Origin of the sequence: Schaalia sp. JY-X159, assembly GCF_014525425.1 — a bacterium.
Taxonomy (GTDB): Bacteria; Actinomycetota; Actinomycetes; order Actinomycetales; family Actinomycetaceae; genus Scrofimicrobium.
Window position 1 is genome coordinate 275265 of the sequence record NZ_JACEXI010000004.1, and the last position, 16201, is coordinate 291465.

Genomic DNA, 16201 nt, shown 5'->3' on the forward strand with positions numbered 1-16201 from the left:
CTCTCCAACGTGATCAACCGGGGGCGGCAGCTCGATCCTGCAATTGCGTGGTGTAATTGCACCATGAGCACTTCCTCAACGCAGCATGCCCCCACCGCGAAAACTACCTCCTACGTTGTGGGTGCCTACGCGGCATCCCCAGCCCACGGCACCTGGCACCCCGACCTCGAAGAGGAGTTCTACTCTGGACTGGCGGCCATGCCTCGCGTGAATGCCCTCGAAATCCCCTGGCTTGGACGTCTTCATCCCCACGATGACCGGTGGTTGCTGACCCACTTTCCCTCGCGATTCACGGCTGTCGTGACGGGCATTGGGAATGTTATGTCAACGGCGGACGAACTCGGCTTGGCATCCCCCGACGAGGACGCGCGCAACAAGGCGCTAGCCACCACGAAGCAACTTCTTGGTGACGTGCGGCGCTTCAATGATGAGGTCGGACGGCAGGTAGTGTCTGCGGTAGAGCTGCATTCAGCGCCGCGGGGAACCGGCACTGCTGACGCGCTTGCGGCCAGCCTTGCCGAGGTCGCCACGTGGGACTGGGACGGCGCGCAGCTCCTGGTTGAACACTGTGATGCGTTCATTTCCGGTCAGACTCCGGAGAAGGGATTCCTCAGGCTCGAGGACGAAATTGCGGCGATTCGCGCTTCGGGAGCCCCCGTCAAGATCAGCATGAACTGGGGGAGGTGCGCTATTGAACTACGCGGTGGGGATCAGGTCGCTGACCAGGTTGGCGAGGCCGCTGCCAGCGGGCTGCTGGATGGGATTATCTTCTCAGGCGCGGCAGATCGTGAGGGTGAGGCGGGATACGCGTGGATCGATGCCCACCACGCATTCCAGCGTTCGCCACAGCACCAGCTGGGAGACCCGACCTCGCTCTTGACTGAGGAGAGGGTTGCGGATGCGTTGCGTGCCGCACGATCTGCGGGCGACGCGAACGCTCCACAATGGTTGGGCGTCAAGGTCGGTTGGGCGCATCCCGCCGGCACGGTTGCTGAGCGTCTACAAATGGTCGCAGACGCCCTCGACGGGGTAGAACGGGCCAAGCGTTCATGACGTCGCGACGCGCGCTGGTGTCAGGCGCTTCCAGTGGGATTGGCCGCGCAACCGTGCGCGTGTTGGTTGCGGATGGCTGGGATGTTGTGGCAACTGCTAGGCGCACCGATCGCCTTGAAACCCTCGCGGAAGAAACCGGTTGTGAGGTCTTCACAGCGGATCTCACCAGGGACGAGGACGTTGCGGCCCTCGCAGAGTTTGCCGGATCCGCTGGGCTTGATGCTGTGGTGAATGTTGCGGGTGGCGCCCTCGGTGTTGATCGGATCGACGAGGCCGACACTGAGCGTTGGAAGCGCATGTTCGACATCAATGTGATGGCAACCCTGAACCTCACGCAGGCATGTTTGCCACTGGTTCGAAGGAATGGGGGAGGGTCACTGGTCTTCGTGACTTCCACAGCAGCACATGGCACCTACCCGGGAGGCGGTGGTTACGCCGCCGCGAAGCACGCAGAACGGCAGATCGCCACGACGCTGCGCCTCGAGTTGGCAGGCGAGCCGATCAGGGTCACGGAGATTGCTCCGGGCATGGTGAAAACCGAGGAGTTCTCCCTGGTGAGGTTAGGAGATGCTCGCGCTGCTGAGGATGTGTATGCGGGAGTTGAGGGGCCACTCGTTGCGAGCGACGTTGCGGAGGCAATTCGCTGGAGCCTCGACGCTCCGTTACACGTCAACGTGGATCTGATGGTGCTCCGCCCGGTTGCCCAGTCGACGAACACGGACGTGGTGCGCAGGCAGCTCGCGGTTAAGGATGCGGTGGGGCTCTAGAAACCATGTCGTCAGAGGGTATTTTCATACGGAATCTACCGGATTGTTCGAGTTGGAGAAAGATCGTACATTTCAGCGAGCGAGTTTGATCTTCTGGTCGTAGGGTTGAGTAGTGGGAGTGATTTTTGTGCTCCCTCAACGCTTGCCTACCTGGGCTGTGAACCAGCTTTTGGAGGATTCAAAATGGCAGAGAAAGCTGCTGAGTGGGAAAAGAAGGTCGTCGACGCTGAGAAGCATGCTTCGAAGGTCTACGAAGATGAGGTTGCTCGCCTTGAGAAGCAGGTTGAGCACACGGACAAGGCCGAGGCTCGCGAAGTAAAGCGCGTTGAGCGCGAAGTTGCTCTCGATGCGGCATTCGCAAAGCACCACATCGAGTACTTGGAGAAAGTAGTCCTTCACGAAGCCAAGCGTGTTGACCACGCCTACGCCGTTCTTGCTGAGAAGCAGGAGAAGGGCGAAAGCGACAAGGCCATTGAGTGCGCAGCAGAGCACGCAGTCAAGGTCGAGGACGACGCAGAGAAGCACATCGCCAAGGTCATCGAGCGTGTCGCGAAGCACCTGGAGCGTGACGCCAAGGCAGCAGCCTCACACGTTCTCAAGGGCTTGGACAAGCTTGGACTTGATGAGGAATACCTCGGCAAGGATGTGGAGGCTGACGCAGATCGTGTAGCCAAGGCTCTTGCCAAGGTTGTCGACAAGGCCGAGGCCTAAAGCAAGGAGTTACCGCCCGGGCAGCGAGGTCCCGGATGGTTGACATAGGAGGGTGGGCATCGACTTAGGTCGGTGTCCACCCTCTTCTTTCCGTGAGATCGCTTACTGGCGGGCACAGGCGACCCGAAACCTGGAACGCCCACGCGGTGGCTAGGGTTCGTGCGCTTATACTTTTTTCGCCGCAGGGCGCAGAAATGCGGGTTGTGTTCGGAGCCCCGGCGGTGGCCGCTGCACACGCGGGCTGAATCCAGCGAAAGGATCACGGAATGTTGCAAGGCGCTGACGTACTTTTGGCCTACATCAAGGACCAGGGAGTGCGCAATATTGACGTGCGCTTCTGCGATATCCCCGGCGTGATGCAACACTTCACTATTCCGGCGAAGTCTTTTGGGCCAGAGGTCTTCACAGAGGGCCTCAACTTCGACGGGTCGTCAATCACCGGGTTTCAAGAAGTTCACGAGTCGGACATGGTGTTGTTCCCCGATCCGGCGACCGCCTATGTGGACCCGTTCCGTGAGGTGAAGGCACTCAACATCGCGTGTTTTGTTCACGACCCAAAGACAGGTACTCCCTATTCTCGTGATCCACGCGCCATCGCGAGGAAGGCGCAGAAGTTCCTGATGTCAACAGGCATTGGTGACACCGCATACTTCGCCCCGGAGGCAGAGTTCTACATTTTTGATGACGTCAGGTTTGAGACAAAGCCTCAGTCCTCTTACTTCCACCTCGACTCGCACGGCGCATCGTGGAACACCGGACGTGAGGAGGAGGGGGGGAACCTGGGATACAAGACGCCATCGCAGGGTGGATATTTTCCGGTGGCCCCAACCGACCACTTTGATGATCTTCGCGACGACATCGTGGTTCACATGGAGAACGCAGGGTTGGAAGTTGAGCGTGCTCACCACGAAGTGGGGACGGCCGGACAGAGTGAGATCAACTGGAAGTTCGACACCCTGCTTAAGGCAGCTGATGACGCCATGACCTTCAAGTACCTGGTCAAGAACGCCGCAATGCAGGCTGGGAAGAGCGCGACGTTCATGCCTAAGCCTCTCTTTGGTGAGAACGGGTCTGGCATGCACGTTCACCAGTCAATCTGGAAGAACGGCAAACCGCTCTTCTATGACGAGGGCGGGTATGCGGGGCTGTCTGACATGGCCCGCTGGTATATTGGTGGGCTGCTGAAGCATGCGTCGTCCCTGCTTGCGTTCACGAACCCGACCGTGAACTCGTATCACCGTTTGGTCCCTGGTTACGAGGCTCCGACCTCGTTGGTTTACTCCCAGGGAAATAGGTCAGCAGCGATTCGCATTCCCATAACGGGGACGAACCCGAGGGCGAAGCGTGTTGAGTTTCGGTGTCCCGACGCGTCAGGGAACCCCTACCTAGCGTTCTCCGCAATGCTCCTAGCTGGCATCGATGGAATCCAGAATCAAATCGAGCCGCCTGCGCCAATCGATAAGGACCTCTATAACCTTGCGGACGAAGAGAAGGCGAAGATTGCCTCCGTGCCCGCGTCCCTTGGTGAGGCGCTTGATGCTCTGGAGAATGACTTCGAGTACTTACTGGCCGGGGATGTCTTCACCAGCGATCTGTTGCAGATGTGGGTTGATTTGAAGCGCGAAGAGATTCATTCGATTGGGACACGTCCTCACCCAATGGAGTTTGATCTGTACTACGCAATTTAGAGGTTCCGATTATGCAGTTGGGGGTCACTCAAACTTAAGTTTGAGCGACCCCCAACTGTGTCAGGCTGTGAAAGCTAGATCGAGGTTTGGCCGACTGGTCGCATTGGCCGACCAGTTGCGTCTAGGTCCCACTGGGTTCCGACCTCGGACGCCAGAATCAGTATGCCTTCAACTAGACCCCAAATCGCGGACACCCAGGACAGCAGGAATAACGACAAGACAGTTATCAGCAGCTGTGCGACTCCCTTACCCGTGTAACCCAGGTAGAAGTTGTGTACGCCGAACGAACCGAGCAGGATCCCAAAGAGACCTGCAGCCAGCTTGCTCTTCGTACTCCACGGCACCTCTTCAACTCGGACTTGTTCATAGGTTTGAGCCGGGAAGGGCTGATTGAACGGTTGGCCCGGCTGCTGGTGACCCTCCGTGTAGGGAGCGTTGGGTTGGCCAAAAGGTGCCCCGGCAGGCATTCCCTGCTGCGGAGGGGGAGGAACGCTCTGTCCAAAAGGTGGAATTTCAGACGCTGGTGGAGGGGTGAAATTCGTCTCGACCGACTCCTCGGCATAAACAACACCTTCGGGTGTCGCCAGAGGTGTGAATGCTGCGGTCTCATCCGCTACCACACTGTCTTGATCATCGGGTGAGAATCGTTCGCCCGGGTTCTTTTCACTCATTTTTCCCTGCTTTTCGTTGGTAGACGCGTATTTGATGTATGCAGCCTAGCCGGGAACGGCCTCTGGGCGCCATGGGGGAGCACCCCCAAAAAACCCCCAACAACGCGTAAGTTTCGTTTTGGTTACGAAGTAGCAGAATTGACAAGTCCAACCGGCGGATCGCCTGAAAGTCTACTACTTTAGGTGTGTTAGCGAAGTCGCCAGCCGAGCCCTCGTCCTCTATTGGTGCGTGCGGCGCGGCCTCGGACGACTACAAACAACTATCTGAAAGTAGTATTAATGCGTAAATCCGTATTTACCGGCGGCGCCGCAACCGCGGCGGCACTTGCACTTGTGCTGGGTGGCTGCTCCTCCGGTGGCACCACTACCGAACCCGAGTCGACCGATCAGAGCGGCGATGCTGGCGCTGTCGAAGCCACAGAAGGCGAACTGACCGTCTGGGTAGATGAGACCCGTGAAGCAGCCGTTACGGCTGCTGCTGAGCAGTTCACTGAAACAACAGGGACCAAGGTCAACCTTGTTCTCAAGAACTTTGATGAGATCCGGGCAGACTTCACCGCCCAGGTGCCTACAGGCAAGGGTCCGGACATCACCGTCGGCGCACATGACTGGTTGGGTGAACTAACCGCTAACGGCGTCGTAGCACCGATCGAACTCGGTGATAAGGCTGGCGAATTCGAGGATGCGTCCATCTCTGCATTCACCTTCGACGGCTCACTCTATGGCCTGCCGTACGCCATTGAGAACATCGCTCTGATCCGCAACGTTGCTCTCGCTCCTGAAGCACCCGCAACCTGGGAAGATGCAATGGCTGCCGCAGATGCTGCTGGCACCAAGTACAAGTTCCTCGTGCAGATGAATGGTGAAGAGGGCGACCCCTACACCTTCTACCCACTGCAGAGCTCCTTCGGATCAACCGTGTTCAAGCAGAACGATGACGGATCCTTTACAAATGAGCTGAACCTTGCAACTGGTGGCGACGAGTTCGCACAGTTCCTTGCAGACAACGGCCCCAAGGGAACCGATGTCTTCAACCAGGACCGCACATACGACATCGTTGTTGATGCATTTGCCAAGGGCGAGTCCCCGTTCCTGATCGGTGGCCCATGGATGCTTGATTCCTTCGGTGACGTCGAGCTGTCGGTTGACCCCGTTCCTTCTGCCGGTGGCGAGGCTGCCGCACCGTTCGCTGGTGTGCAGGGCTTCTACCTCTCCGCTCAGTCGAAGAACCCGCTTATTGCTACCGACTTCATGGTGAACTACCTGTCCACTGAAGAGGCGCAGCTTGCCATGTACGAGGCCGGTGGCCGTCCTCCGGCCCTGAAGGCTGCCGCTGAGGTTGCTGCTGAAGACCCAATCACCGCTGGCTTTATCGCGGCTGGTGCCGACGCACAGCCAATGCCTTCCATTCCTGAAATGGCTGCGGTGTGGACCCCTTGGGGCCGTACCGAAGCTCAGATCATTGCTGGCTCAGTTGATCCAGCAGAGGCATGGGCGAAGATGATCACCGACATCCAGGCTGAGATCGGCTAATTACACTCATTGGTCTGCTCGGGACTCGGTGTGACCTGCAGACTTGAGGCCTGAATGTGAGGCGCGGAGGAGAAACCCTTCGCGCCTCACTCATGGGCCACCGAACAAGGCGCGTCCCTAGTGTTCATCGGGCCCGACGAACCCTTTGCGACTATCATTATCTTGTAATCTACAACTTGGTCAGTGCCAGCTTTGCCGGACCTGAGCCATGAGTATTCAGTAAAGACGCTGAATTATGGAGGAACTATGGGCACTGTCCCAACGTCGGAGGCGGCGGCTGCATTGGAACTGGACGAAGTCCGCGATGCCAAGAAGAGCCGTTTTCGCCTTCCACCTAAAGATCCAGATGTAAACCGTTGGGGTCCGGGCTTTGTAGTGAAGCTGATCCTGATGGCGCTTGTAAACGCCTTTGGCGCTTACGTGATCTTTGTGAGTTTCACAAAGGATTCATGGGGTATTTTTGCCGCAATGCTGGCCCTCGTGCTTTTCGCCGACTGGGTCTATTTTTCCGGTCGAACAATCCCGCTGAAGTACATTCTGCCCGGCCTCGCATTCTTATTGGTGTTCCAGATCTACACGATCTTCTACACCGTGTATGTGTCATTCACGAACTACGGTGATGGCCACAACTCCACCAAGAGCGCCGCCATTTCGGCCCTACTTATGCAGAATGAGAACAGAGTTCCGGATTCGGCGACATACCCGCTGAAGGTCATTCAGGATGGTGGAGAGTTGGGCTTCGCCGTCTATGAGGACGGAGAGGTCTTGATCGGAACACCGGACAACCCCCTCCATGTCGAACCTAATGCTGTCGCATCGGATGGGCAGATAACTGAGGTTCCCGGGTGGGAGATCCTTACCATGAATCAGATGGTGCAGCAGCAGCAGGAAGTCTTCTCTGTGCGAGTCCCGGTCAGTGATGACGTCAATGAGGGGGCGATCAGAACCTCAGACGGTTCAACAGGCTACGTTGCACGGTCCTCTTTGGAATGGGATCCAGATGCTGGCACGATGACGAATATTGACACGGGGGTCGTCTACACGGACAACGGACGCGGCCAGTTCGAGTCCTCTGATGGTCAGACACTCTCCGTCGGATGGCGCGTGGGCATCGGCTTTGAGAACTACACGAAGGCCTTCGGCGACTCGAAGTTCTCCGGGTACTTCTACCAGGTTCTGTGGTGGACCTTCGCCCAGTCACTCCTTTCTGTGGCACTGACCTTCCTGCTGGGACTCTTCCTTGCTATCACGTTCGATAAGAAGATCCGGGGTCAGAAGATCTATAGGACCCTGATGATCTTGCCCTACGCAATTCCAGGGTTCATATCGGCCCTGATCTTTGCCGGCATGTTCAACAGATCGTATGGCTTCATCAACCAGGTACTCCTGGGCGGCGCACAGATACCCTGGCTGCAGGATCCTTGGCTCGCCAAGTTTGCCATTCTGTTCGTCAACCTGTGGCTCGGTTTCCCCTACATGTTCTTGATCGCCACGGGCGCATTGCAGTCGGTGCCAGAGGATGTCACTGAGGCCGCAAAGATTGATGGGGCCAGTGCCTGGCGGCAGTGGCGTTCGATCAAGATGCCGCTGGTTTTGATCGCGACGGCTCCTTTGCTTATCTCGTCCTTCGCATTCAACTTCAATAACTTCACGTTGATCTACATGTTGACGGGGGGTGGGCCATCCTTCGGCAATCCATCGGTCCCCCTTGGGCACACGGACATTTTGATCACGATGGTCTACAAGATGTCGGGTATCGATGGCGGGGCAACAAAGGACTTCGGACTTGCCTCAGCACTCTCGATCCTGATCTTCGTGATCGTCGGTACGATTTCTGCGATTGCCTTCCGCCAGACGCGCAAGCTTGAGGAGATGATGTGAAATGGCTACAAAAGCAACCATAGAGACTCCCAAACTGGACGCAGATGACCAACCTGTGCAGAACAAGCACTCCTTAGGTCACTGGGTTCGGGAATACGGCTGGCGCCACCTGGTGGGCGTAATTATCGTGATCTACGCGCTGGTGCCCATCGTCTACATCCTCTCGGCTTCCCTCAACCCCGGGGGTACGCTGACAGGATCGAATCAGCTGTTCCAAACGATAGATTTCTCCAACTACCAGAATCTGTCATCCACCATGTTCTGGCATTGGATGGGGAACTCACTAGTCATTGCGATTTCGGTGTCGGTTGGTACCGTGCTAATGGCCGCGGCCGCAGCGTACGCGTTCTCAAGATTCCGCTTCACAGGACGTCGTTTTGGCCTCACGGCACTACTTATCATCCAGATGTTTCCGCAGATGCTGGCATTCGTTGCCATCTTCCTGTTGCTTTTGAGTCTGGGTGACGTGGTTCCGTTCCTGGGTGTGAACTCCACTCTCGCCCTAATTGCGGTTTACCTCGGTGGGGCACTGGGTGTTAACACCTTCCTGCTCTATGGGTTCTTCAACACGATTCCAAAAGAGTTGGATGAGGCAGCGAAGATTGACGGGCTATCTCACGGGCAGATCTACTGGCAGATCATTCTGCGCCTGTGTGCGCCGATTCTGTCGGTGGTGGCCCTGCTTTCGTTCATCTCCACTTTTGGAGAGTTCGTTATTGCGCGCGTCATCCTGCAACAGGAGCAGAACTGGACGGTTGCTATCGGGCTGTATTCCTGGGTCGCTAGCCGTTTGGATGCTAACTGGGGTCAGTTTGCAGCTGGAGCAATCATTGCGACCATTCCTGTTCTTACGCTGTTCCTGTTCTTGCAGAAGTACATTGTTGGCGGTTTGACCGCTGGCGCAGTGAAGGGATAGGCCTAGAAGCGATTACCGCCACAGGTGTGGAAAAGCCCTCCGGAATGGAGGGCTTTTCTGCGCCTGCAGCGTTTTTCTGTGCCTGCGAGGCTTCTCTGCGCCTGCAGCGCAGTGGGGAAGGCGTACCACGTTTCGCCGCACAAGTCGTCGGCTTTTCCGCGCCTGCAGCGCAGTGGCTCCAAGGCGTGCGCACAATCTGAACTGCGGCACCATGGTTACTGCGCTCGGTGCTTGGTGCGTCGTGGTTGGCCTGCTTCCCGTTGCCGGTCCGTTCTCCCGTTGTCGGGTTCCTCTGCCGCGATTTCCCGGCCGTTTCTTCCGTTGTCTGCCGGTTCTCTCCGTTGTCTGCCGTTTCTTCCGTTGTCTGGTGCTTGTGCCGTGATTGCCCGGCCACTTCCCGTTGTTCGGGCGCTTCCGCACCACATCCTGGCGTCGTTAGCGAGCTGGTTACGCCATAGGGAGCTGGCTAGGCTTGCATAACGGTGTAATGCAGGGCCAAACTGGGCCTATCCGGCTCGGTATGTCCTAAGTAGCTGCGTAACAGCTGGGTCTGTCCCAGGGCGGTCGGTCCAGGGGGCCGGTGCTGGGGAGGTTGGTCTCGTGTTACTGGTCGGAGAGGACAACCCAGCCAGGATCAGCCCAAAGGCAACACTTCCCGTTTTGTCGGAGGTCGAAGCTACAGTTCGACTATGGAGATTGAGATGGGCGGACACGCGGGAGCAACAGGCGCAACAGGTGCGGGGAAGGGCTCCACAATGGAGGGGTTCTCTGCGCCTGTACAGGCGTGGTTCCAGGGTGCGTTCAGGGCTCCAACATCCGCGCAGATCGAAGCCTGGGAGGCGATTCGTAGCGGCGCGAACGCCCTCGTGATTGCGCCGACCGGATCTGGAAAGACCCTGGCCGCTTTCCTTTGGGCGATCGATCGCCTGGCTCGGGAGAAAGGTGCAAAGGTCCCGCGGCCTGGACCTGCCGCCGACCCTGTGTCGAAGCCTCGGCATGATGAGCCTTCCGAGGGCGTGAGGGTCTTGTATATATCTCCGCTCAAGGCGCTGGGTGTCGACGTTGAACGAAATCTGCGCGCGCCCCTCGTTGGCATCACTGAGGCATGTATTGCAGCAGGTGACGTAGCTCCAGACATATCCGTCGGCGTGCGCTCAGGTGACACGACATCTTCGGAGCGTCGCAGACTAGCCTCCCACCCACCCGACATTCTCATCACCACGCCGGAGTCCCTCTACCTGATGTTGACAGGTAAGACCGCCGCAACGCTCAGGTCCGTGGACACCGTCATAGTTGATGAGGTTCACGCCCTCGCCGGGAACAAGAGGGGCGCTCACCTTGCCCTGTCATTAGAGCGCCTCGATTCACTGCTTCCTCAGCCCGCACAACGGATAGGCTTGTCAGCCACCGTCGAACCCGCATCTGAGGTTGCGCGGTTTCTGGGCGGGACTGCCCCTGTGACGGTGGTGCGTCCCCCAACCGAGAAGCGGTTTGACATAGCCGTGGAAGTGCCAGTGGAGGACATGACTAACCCTCCGGTTATCCAAGCAGAAATGACTAATGCCAACAGCTCCCCGGATGAGCATCGTCTGGGCTCGATGTGGCCGGCTATTGAGAACTCCCTCTATCAGCGCATCATTGCGGCTTCATCTACCATCGTTTTCACGAACTCCCGGCGACTGGCAGAACGACTGACCGCGCGTCTCAATCAGATCCATGGGGACGATCAGCCCGTCCTTGCTCGCGCACACCACGGGTCCGTTTCAAAGGAGACTCGGGCCCAGGTTGAAGAGGACCTGAAGTCTGGAGCACTGCGATGTGTGGTCGCCACCGCCTCCCTCGAACTAGGCATTGATATGGGCGAGGTCGATTTGGTCGTGCAGATTGATCCACCGCCTTCCGTTTCTGCCGGGCTGCAACGAATGGGGCGTTCGGGCCACCAGGTTGGGGGTGCGTCACGCGCAGTGTTCTACCCGACCCACCGGTCGAAGTTGCTAGAGACCGCCGTCATTGCTCAACGCATGATGGGTGGGGAGATAGAGACCCTAAAGGTGCTCTCTAATCCACTCGACGTGCTAGCCCAGCAGACAGTTGCTCAGGCAGTGGGTGGAACCCTGAATGTGGATGACTGGTTTACCGCAGTGCGTCGCTCCGCACCCTTTGCGAACCTGCCCAGATCCGCCTACGTTTCCGTCCTCGACCTGGTTTCTGGACGGTATCCGTCGACCGAGTTTGCATCTCTTAGAGCACGTGTTGACTGGGACCGCACCTCGAACACCCTGACGGCGCGACCCGGTGCGCAGCGGCTGGCGGTCACTAATGGAGGCACGATACCTGACCGCGGGCTTTACCGTGTCGTTGCCGGATCAGCCGATGCGGGTGGAACGCGCGTTGGTGAGCTTGATGAAGAAATGGTCTACGAAACTCGGATTGGCGAGGTCTTTACGCTGGGAACAACGCCGTGGAGGGTCCGCCAGATAACCAAGGATACCGTCGAGGTCGAACCCGCATTTGGTGTCGTTGCGAAGATGCCCTTTTGGCGCGGTGATTCGCCGGTTCGGCCCGTAGAGGTGGGGATTGCCCTGGGGGAGTTGGCCGCACGCTTCTCGCGTAGCGGCAGGGATGAGACCGATGTGGCTTCCGCATTGGCAGACGCTGGATTTGACGGGTTCGCGACGGCAAACACGCTTGCTTACTTGGCAGAGCAGAAGCAGGCAACGGGATACCTGCCTGGTTCCACAACCTTCGTAGTGGAGCGAACTCATGACGATGTTGGCGACTGGCTTCTGATACTGGAGTCTCCTCTGGGGTTGGCCGTCCATGCCCCATGGGCACTTGCGATCAATGCCCGTCTGCGCGACCAGTGGGGCCTTGAAGGGAAGGCGGTTCCCAGCAATGACGGGATCATCGTCCGTATGCCAGATAAGGATGAACTTGACGGCCCGGACTGGCTCCCCGCTTCAGTGTCTGAAGCCGGTGCCCGTTCGAGCACGGATGACACCAGCATGCTGACAGCTGCGGGAGTTTTCCTGTTCGACCCTGAAGAGATCGCCCAAACTGTTCAAAGGGAAGTGGAGAACTCCGCGATATTTGCTTCACGCTTCCGTGAAGCGGCTTCTCGCGCACTGATCCTCGGAAGTTCCAAACCCGGGAAGCGCTCACCGCTGTGGCAGCAACGGCTGCGGGCCTCATCGCTGCTTGAAGTTGCCGCAAAGCACCAGGATTTTCCCATCATTCTTGAGGCAATGCGTGAAGTACTCCAAGACGTTTACGATGTCGGGGCGCTAACGCAGACGATGGTCGACATCACCCAGCGGGTGACCACCATCGTGGAAGTAGAGACGGAGACTCCGTCGCCTTTTGCCCGCTCCCTTCTGTTCGGTTACGTCGGTGAGTTCATGTATCAGGGGGACACACCGATTGGTGAGCGTCGGCTTGCGGCGCTCAGTGTGGACCCAAAGGTCCTGCGCGAACTGCTGGGAGACGTGCCGCTCGCTGAGCTGTTTGAGGTGGATGCGGTTACAGAAGTTGAGGCTGAGCTGCAACGCACCAAGGATGGCTGGCAGGCACGTGGTGAGGACGGGTTAGTGGACCTGCTGCGTGCTCTTGGACCCTTAACCGTAGAGGAGGTTGGGGTCCGGCTTGGGCCATCGGACCGCGATTCGAGGTCGATTGACGACCTAATTGCCTCGGCAATCGCGGGAAGGAAGCTGTTTGAGACTCGGATGGCAGCCACCAGCTACCTGGCTGCCATTGAGGATGCGGGGCTTCTCACCGCCTCATGTGGGGCGGTTGCTCCACCCGGGGTCCCAGCGGCCTTCATGGAGGTGCCGGATAGTCCCGTTCAGCAGTTGATAGCACGTCACATGGCCTCAAATGGGCCACTGCGCGCCTTGGACATTGCTCAGCGCTTCGGTATTTCTCCGGTGACGGTACTGACGGCTCTGCGGGAGTTGGAGGACCGAGGTGTGGTGGACTCTGGCCTCTTCCTGCCCGAAGAGTTGGCGGATGCCCGGGCTGTGGCGCCCGGTGATGTTCAGTGGTTGGCCAGGTCTGTTCTTGAAAGGATACGGAGCCGATCTCTTGCCATACTCCGCGGTTCGGTAGAGCCAGTTTCCACTTCAACATTCGCCTGCTTTCTCACCAAATGGCAGTACTGCGGACAGCGACTGAATGGAGTTGACGGGGTGTATACGGCGCTTGAGCAACTAAATGGGGTTGAAATGCCAGCGTCGACTTGGGAGACGCTGGTGTTGCCGGCACGGGTGGCTGACTACGAACCTTCTATGCTCGATGAGCTTGTCACCAACGGTGAGATTCGGTGGGTGGGCAGCGGAGCCATAGGTGCGAGGGACGGGTGGGTGAGGTTCTTTGCCGCAGGTGCACAGGTTCGCCACACCCCGGCCGAAGATTCACACCGAACGGAGTTGGAGCAGGCGATCCTCGATGAGCTTGCCTCTCGAGGTGCACTGTTTGCCGGTGCACTGCTTGACGGGTTGGGCGGCAGGGGCCTTAGCACCGCGGCTGCCGAACTTGCCGATGCCATTTGGTCACTGGTTTGGGAAGGACTGGTGACTTCTGATTCGGTTGCGGCGTTGCGGGCACGTAGCAGGGGAGGGCGAGGCGTGCAGAAGACGCAGAGAGTCCGCCCTCGTGGCAGGGCTTTGACAAGGCGCAACCTTGTGGGACTCTCCCGAGCTAGGAGTGGCTCCGCGGGGCAACGCGGTGGGAATGCTGGCCCGATCGAACCCTCCTTGAGCGGAAGATGGTCACTGACCGAAGAGCAAGGCCTAGGCGAAACGACCGATGGTGCTGCAACTTCCTGGGCGGTGGAGATGCTGGAAAGGTACGGCATTGTCACAAGGGGTGCCGTCAGGGCGGAGCAGTTCCCCGGTGGTTTTGCTCAGGCTTACCGGCTCTACTCCGACTTTGAGATGGCGGGTACCGCAAGGCGAGGCTACTTCGTGCAGGGGCTTGGCGGAGCTCAGTTTGCTGCAACAGGCGCGGTCGATCAGCTGCGTGCCACCGACGACGACCTTCGTCTGGAGTCACGTCACCATGTCGCGGTGGCGCTAGCGGCGACGGACCCCGCGAATCCGTATGGCGCAGCGCTAGAGTGGCCCGAGGTGCTGGGTGAAGGTGGCGACCCGAAGCGTAACCCCGGCGCCATAGTGGTGATGGTTGACGGGAAACCCGTGTTCTACCTAGAGCGGGGCGGGAGGACAGCTCTATCGGATCCCTCTGCACCCGATTTGGTACGAGAAGTGGGAGCAAAGGAACTTGTTAGGACTGTACGACGGGGTGATTTGGCTACCTTTACCATCGAGAAGGTGAATGGGAAGCCGGTCCGGCAGAGTGAATGGCTGCAGGATCTGGCGAATGCAGGTTTCGCTGAGGTACCTCGCGGTGTCACTTTGCGGCGCAGAATCCACTAGGACGCCGGGTTCACTACAGACAGGAGGGCGATGAGGTATGCCAGAGGGCGACAGCGCGTATCGGGTTGCCACCCAGTTGGGTAGAGCGCTACAGGGAGGGCCTCTAACACAGTTTGAACTGCGAACGACTGCCTTGGCGACCGCAGACCTAACTGGTGAGACTGTGGAGTCTGTGGAACCCTTTGGAAAACACATCTTCATTCGCATTGGACCCTGGTCCCTGCACTCACATATGTTTATGGACGGGACGTGGCACATTTACCGTCCAGGAGCAAGGTGGCGGCGCCCAGCCCACCAAGCACGCATTGTCCTCGCAACTGACTCCGCGCAGACGGTGGGTTTCAGAGTCGCTCAAATCCGCCTCCTGCGCACGGCGGACGAACCCTCTGTGATTGGGCACCTGGGGCCCGACCCACTCAAGCGCGAGTGGGAGAGCGGAGGGTGCGCGCTTGCGGCAGCAAACATCGCAGCAGATGACCGCCCCATCCACGTCGCACTGCTTGATCAGACCAACGTCGCTGGCTTTGGGAACGAGTACGCCAATGAGATCTGCTTCCTCATGGGGGTCGACCCTGCCACACCTTCTTGCGACGTCGATGCTTTGGGTTTCATGAAGCTCGGAGCTCGCCTGATTCGCGCCAACCGTAACAGGGTAGAACGCACGACAACTGGCAACACCCGTCCGGGCGGACGCCTACACATCTATGGCAAGGCTGGGCGTCCTTGCTCACGCTGCGGAGAAACCGTCCTCTTCACCCGACTCGGGGCGGACCCCAGCAGGGGCCGGCACGTCTACTGGTGCCCTGTCTGCCAGCCTCGTGCCATCTGAAGCCCAGAGCCCGGAGGCTCCACGGCGGTGGGTTCCCACCAGATTGGTGTCGACGACCCCAATGCACTGAAACAGGGAGTAGCAGATCCGGGGGCCAACAAACACGAAGCCTCTAGCCTTCAGCGCCCGCGCCAATGCCGCTGATTCAGGTGACTCAAGTGGCACTTCATCTTGATTCATTGGTCGGGGAGTATCGGTTGGCTGAAAGCTCCACACCAACTCTGCAAGTCCGACATCCCAGTCCTGAAGAACCTGGGCATTGTTCACAATTGCCCGTAGCTTCCGACCGTTGCGGATTATCTGTGGGTTTACTACAAGTGCATCAACTTCCGCACCCGAAAGGCGTGCTACTTCTACCGGATCAAGGCCGCACATAAGGTCAGCCAGTGCATCAGCACGTCCCAGCGTGGATCCCCAGAATAGCCCAGCCTGAAGGATTAGCAGGGAAAGGATACGGAAGACCTGGGCATCTTCCCACTTAGGCACGCCCCACTCGTCGTCGTAGTACCGCGTCATTGCTTCAGTACGCATTGCCCACCGTGGACGCACCAACCCGTCCTCACCAACCACAACATCGCTCTGCCGACTCTGGCTCGCGCTGATTTCCCCCTGATCGATCCGCCCGAGGACTGCCGAGCCGGAGGCCTTTAGCCTAAGGATCCCACCTACTTGTTGCTCCACGAAACTGTCCCCCTTTGCCACATGTTCTCTTCTTCC

The 16201-nt window shown here is 58.5% G+C and carries 11 protein-coding genes; 9 read left to right on the forward strand and 2 right to left on the reverse strand.

Translation table 11 applies throughout. From position 1 onward, the window contains the following. The first annotated feature begins 63 nt into the window (after positions 1 to 63). From IDL90_RS08740 to glnA, 4 genes are all read left to right on the forward strand, one after another. Positions 64 to 1053, forward strand: coding sequence for a DUF4862 family protein (locus IDL90_RS08740; RefSeq protein WP_187995154.1), 990 nt, complete (start codon positions 64 to 66; stop codon positions 1051 to 1053). Next, positions 1050 to 1820, forward strand: a complete 771-nt coding sequence (locus IDL90_RS08745) for an SDR family oxidoreductase (RefSeq protein ID WP_187995156.1) — start codon at positions 1050 to 1052, stop codon at positions 1818 to 1820. Before IDL90_RS08740 ends, IDL90_RS08745 begins: the two co-directional genes overlap by 4 nt. A gap of 183 nt (positions 1821 to 2003) precedes the next feature. Next, positions 2004 to 2531 (forward strand): hypothetical protein, encoded by a 528-nt coding sequence (locus IDL90_RS08750; protein ID WP_187995158.1) that lies wholly within the window; start codon positions 2004 to 2006, stop codon positions 2529 to 2531. Positions 2532 to 2797: 266 nt separating this feature from the next. Continuing rightward, on the forward strand, positions 2798 to 4219 hold the full coding sequence (gene glnA, locus IDL90_RS08755) for a type I glutamate--ammonia ligase (protein WP_187995160.1): 1422 nt from the start codon (positions 2798 to 2800) through the stop codon (positions 4217 to 4219). 74 nt (positions 4220 to 4293) lie between these two features. On the opposite strand, the gene IDL90_RS08760 is transcribed toward glnA, so the two are convergent. Then, positions 4294 to 4890 carry a TM2 domain-containing protein gene (locus IDL90_RS08760; protein WP_187995162.1) on the reverse strand — a complete coding sequence of 199 codons (597 nt, stop codon included), beginning with the start codon at positions 4888 to 4890 and terminating at the stop codon, positions 4294 to 4296. Between the two features lie 279 nt (positions 4891 to 5169). Between IDL90_RS08760 and IDL90_RS08765 the strand changes: the two genes are divergently transcribed. From IDL90_RS08765 to IDL90_RS08785, 5 genes are all read left to right on the forward strand, one after another. Beyond that, positions 5170 to 6423: an extracellular solute-binding protein gene (locus IDL90_RS08765; protein WP_187995164.1), complete on the forward strand. Its 1254-nt coding sequence runs from the start codon at positions 5170 to 5172 to the stop codon at positions 6421 to 6423. Between the two features lie 246 nt (positions 6424 to 6669). Continuing rightward, positions 6670 to 8304, forward strand: a complete 1635-nt coding sequence (locus IDL90_RS08770) for an ABC transporter permease subunit (RefSeq protein WP_187995166.1) — start codon at positions 6670 to 6672, stop codon at positions 8302 to 8304. A 1-nt stretch (position 8305) separates the two neighbouring features. After that, a complete protein-coding gene (locus IDL90_RS08775) occupies positions 8306 to 9220 on the forward strand; it encodes a sugar ABC transporter permease (protein ID WP_187995168.1) in 915 nt (304 codons plus the stop codon). A gap of 689 nt (positions 9221 to 9909) precedes the next feature. Continuing rightward, positions 9910 to 14655 carry a DEAD/DEAH box helicase gene (locus IDL90_RS08780; RefSeq protein ID WP_223175280.1) on the forward strand — a complete coding sequence of 1582 codons (4746 nt, stop codon included), beginning with the start codon at positions 9910 to 9912 and terminating at the stop codon, positions 14653 to 14655. A 37-nt stretch (positions 14656 to 14692) separates the two neighbouring features. Further along, positions 14693 to 15484, forward strand: a complete 792-nt coding sequence (locus IDL90_RS08785; protein WP_187995170.1) for a DNA-formamidopyrimidine glycosylase family protein — start codon at positions 14693 to 14695, stop codon at positions 15482 to 15484. Here IDL90_RS08785 and IDL90_RS08790 read toward each other — a convergent pair. Continuing rightward, complete coding sequence (locus IDL90_RS08790) at positions 15383 to 16165, reverse strand: DNA-3-methyladenine glycosylase I (RefSeq protein ID WP_187995172.1); 783 nt, start codon at positions 16163 to 16165, stop codon at positions 15383 to 15385. The genes IDL90_RS08785 and IDL90_RS08790 overlap by 102 nt on opposite strands. Between the last annotated feature and the right edge of the window lie 36 nt (positions 16166 to 16201).

Excerpts from the sequence above, each read along its gene's own strand:
- IDL90_RS08770 (WP_187995166.1), top strand. The coding sequence starts at position 6,670 with ATGGGCACTGTCCCAACGTCGGAGGCGGCGGCTGCATTGGAACTGGAC.
- IDL90_RS08785 (WP_187995170.1), top strand. The coding sequence starts at position 14,693 with ATGCCAGAGGGCGACAGCGCGTATCGGGTTGCCACCCAGTTGGGTAGA.
- IDL90_RS08750 (WP_187995158.1), top strand. The coding sequence starts at position 2,004 with ATGGCAGAGAAAGCTGCTGAGTGGGAAAAGAAGGTCGTCGACGCTGAG.
- glnA (WP_187995160.1), top strand. The coding sequence starts at position 2,798 with ATGTTGCAAGGCGCTGACGTACTTTTGGCCTACATCAAGGACCAGGGA.
- IDL90_RS08740 (WP_187995154.1), top strand. The coding sequence starts at position 64 with ATGAGCACTTCCTCAACGCAGCATGCCCCCACCGCGAAAACTACCTCC.
- IDL90_RS08775 (WP_187995168.1), top strand. The coding sequence starts at position 8,306 with ATGGCTACAAAAGCAACCATAGAGACTCCCAAACTGGACGCAGATGAC.
- IDL90_RS08765 (WP_187995164.1), top strand. The coding sequence starts at position 5,170 with ATGCGTAAATCCGTATTTACCGGCGGCGCCGCAACCGCGGCGGCACTT.
- IDL90_RS08760 (WP_187995162.1), bottom strand. The coding sequence starts at position 4,890 with ATGAGTGAAAAGAACCCGGGCGAACGATTCTCACCCGATGATCAAGAC.
- IDL90_RS08780 (WP_223175280.1), top strand. The coding sequence starts at position 9,910 with ATGGAGATTGAGATGGGCGGACACGCGGGAGCAACAGGCGCAACAGGT.
- IDL90_RS08745 (WP_187995156.1), top strand. The coding sequence starts at position 1,050 with ATGACGTCGCGACGCGCGCTGGTGTCAGGCGCTTCCAGTGGGATTGGC.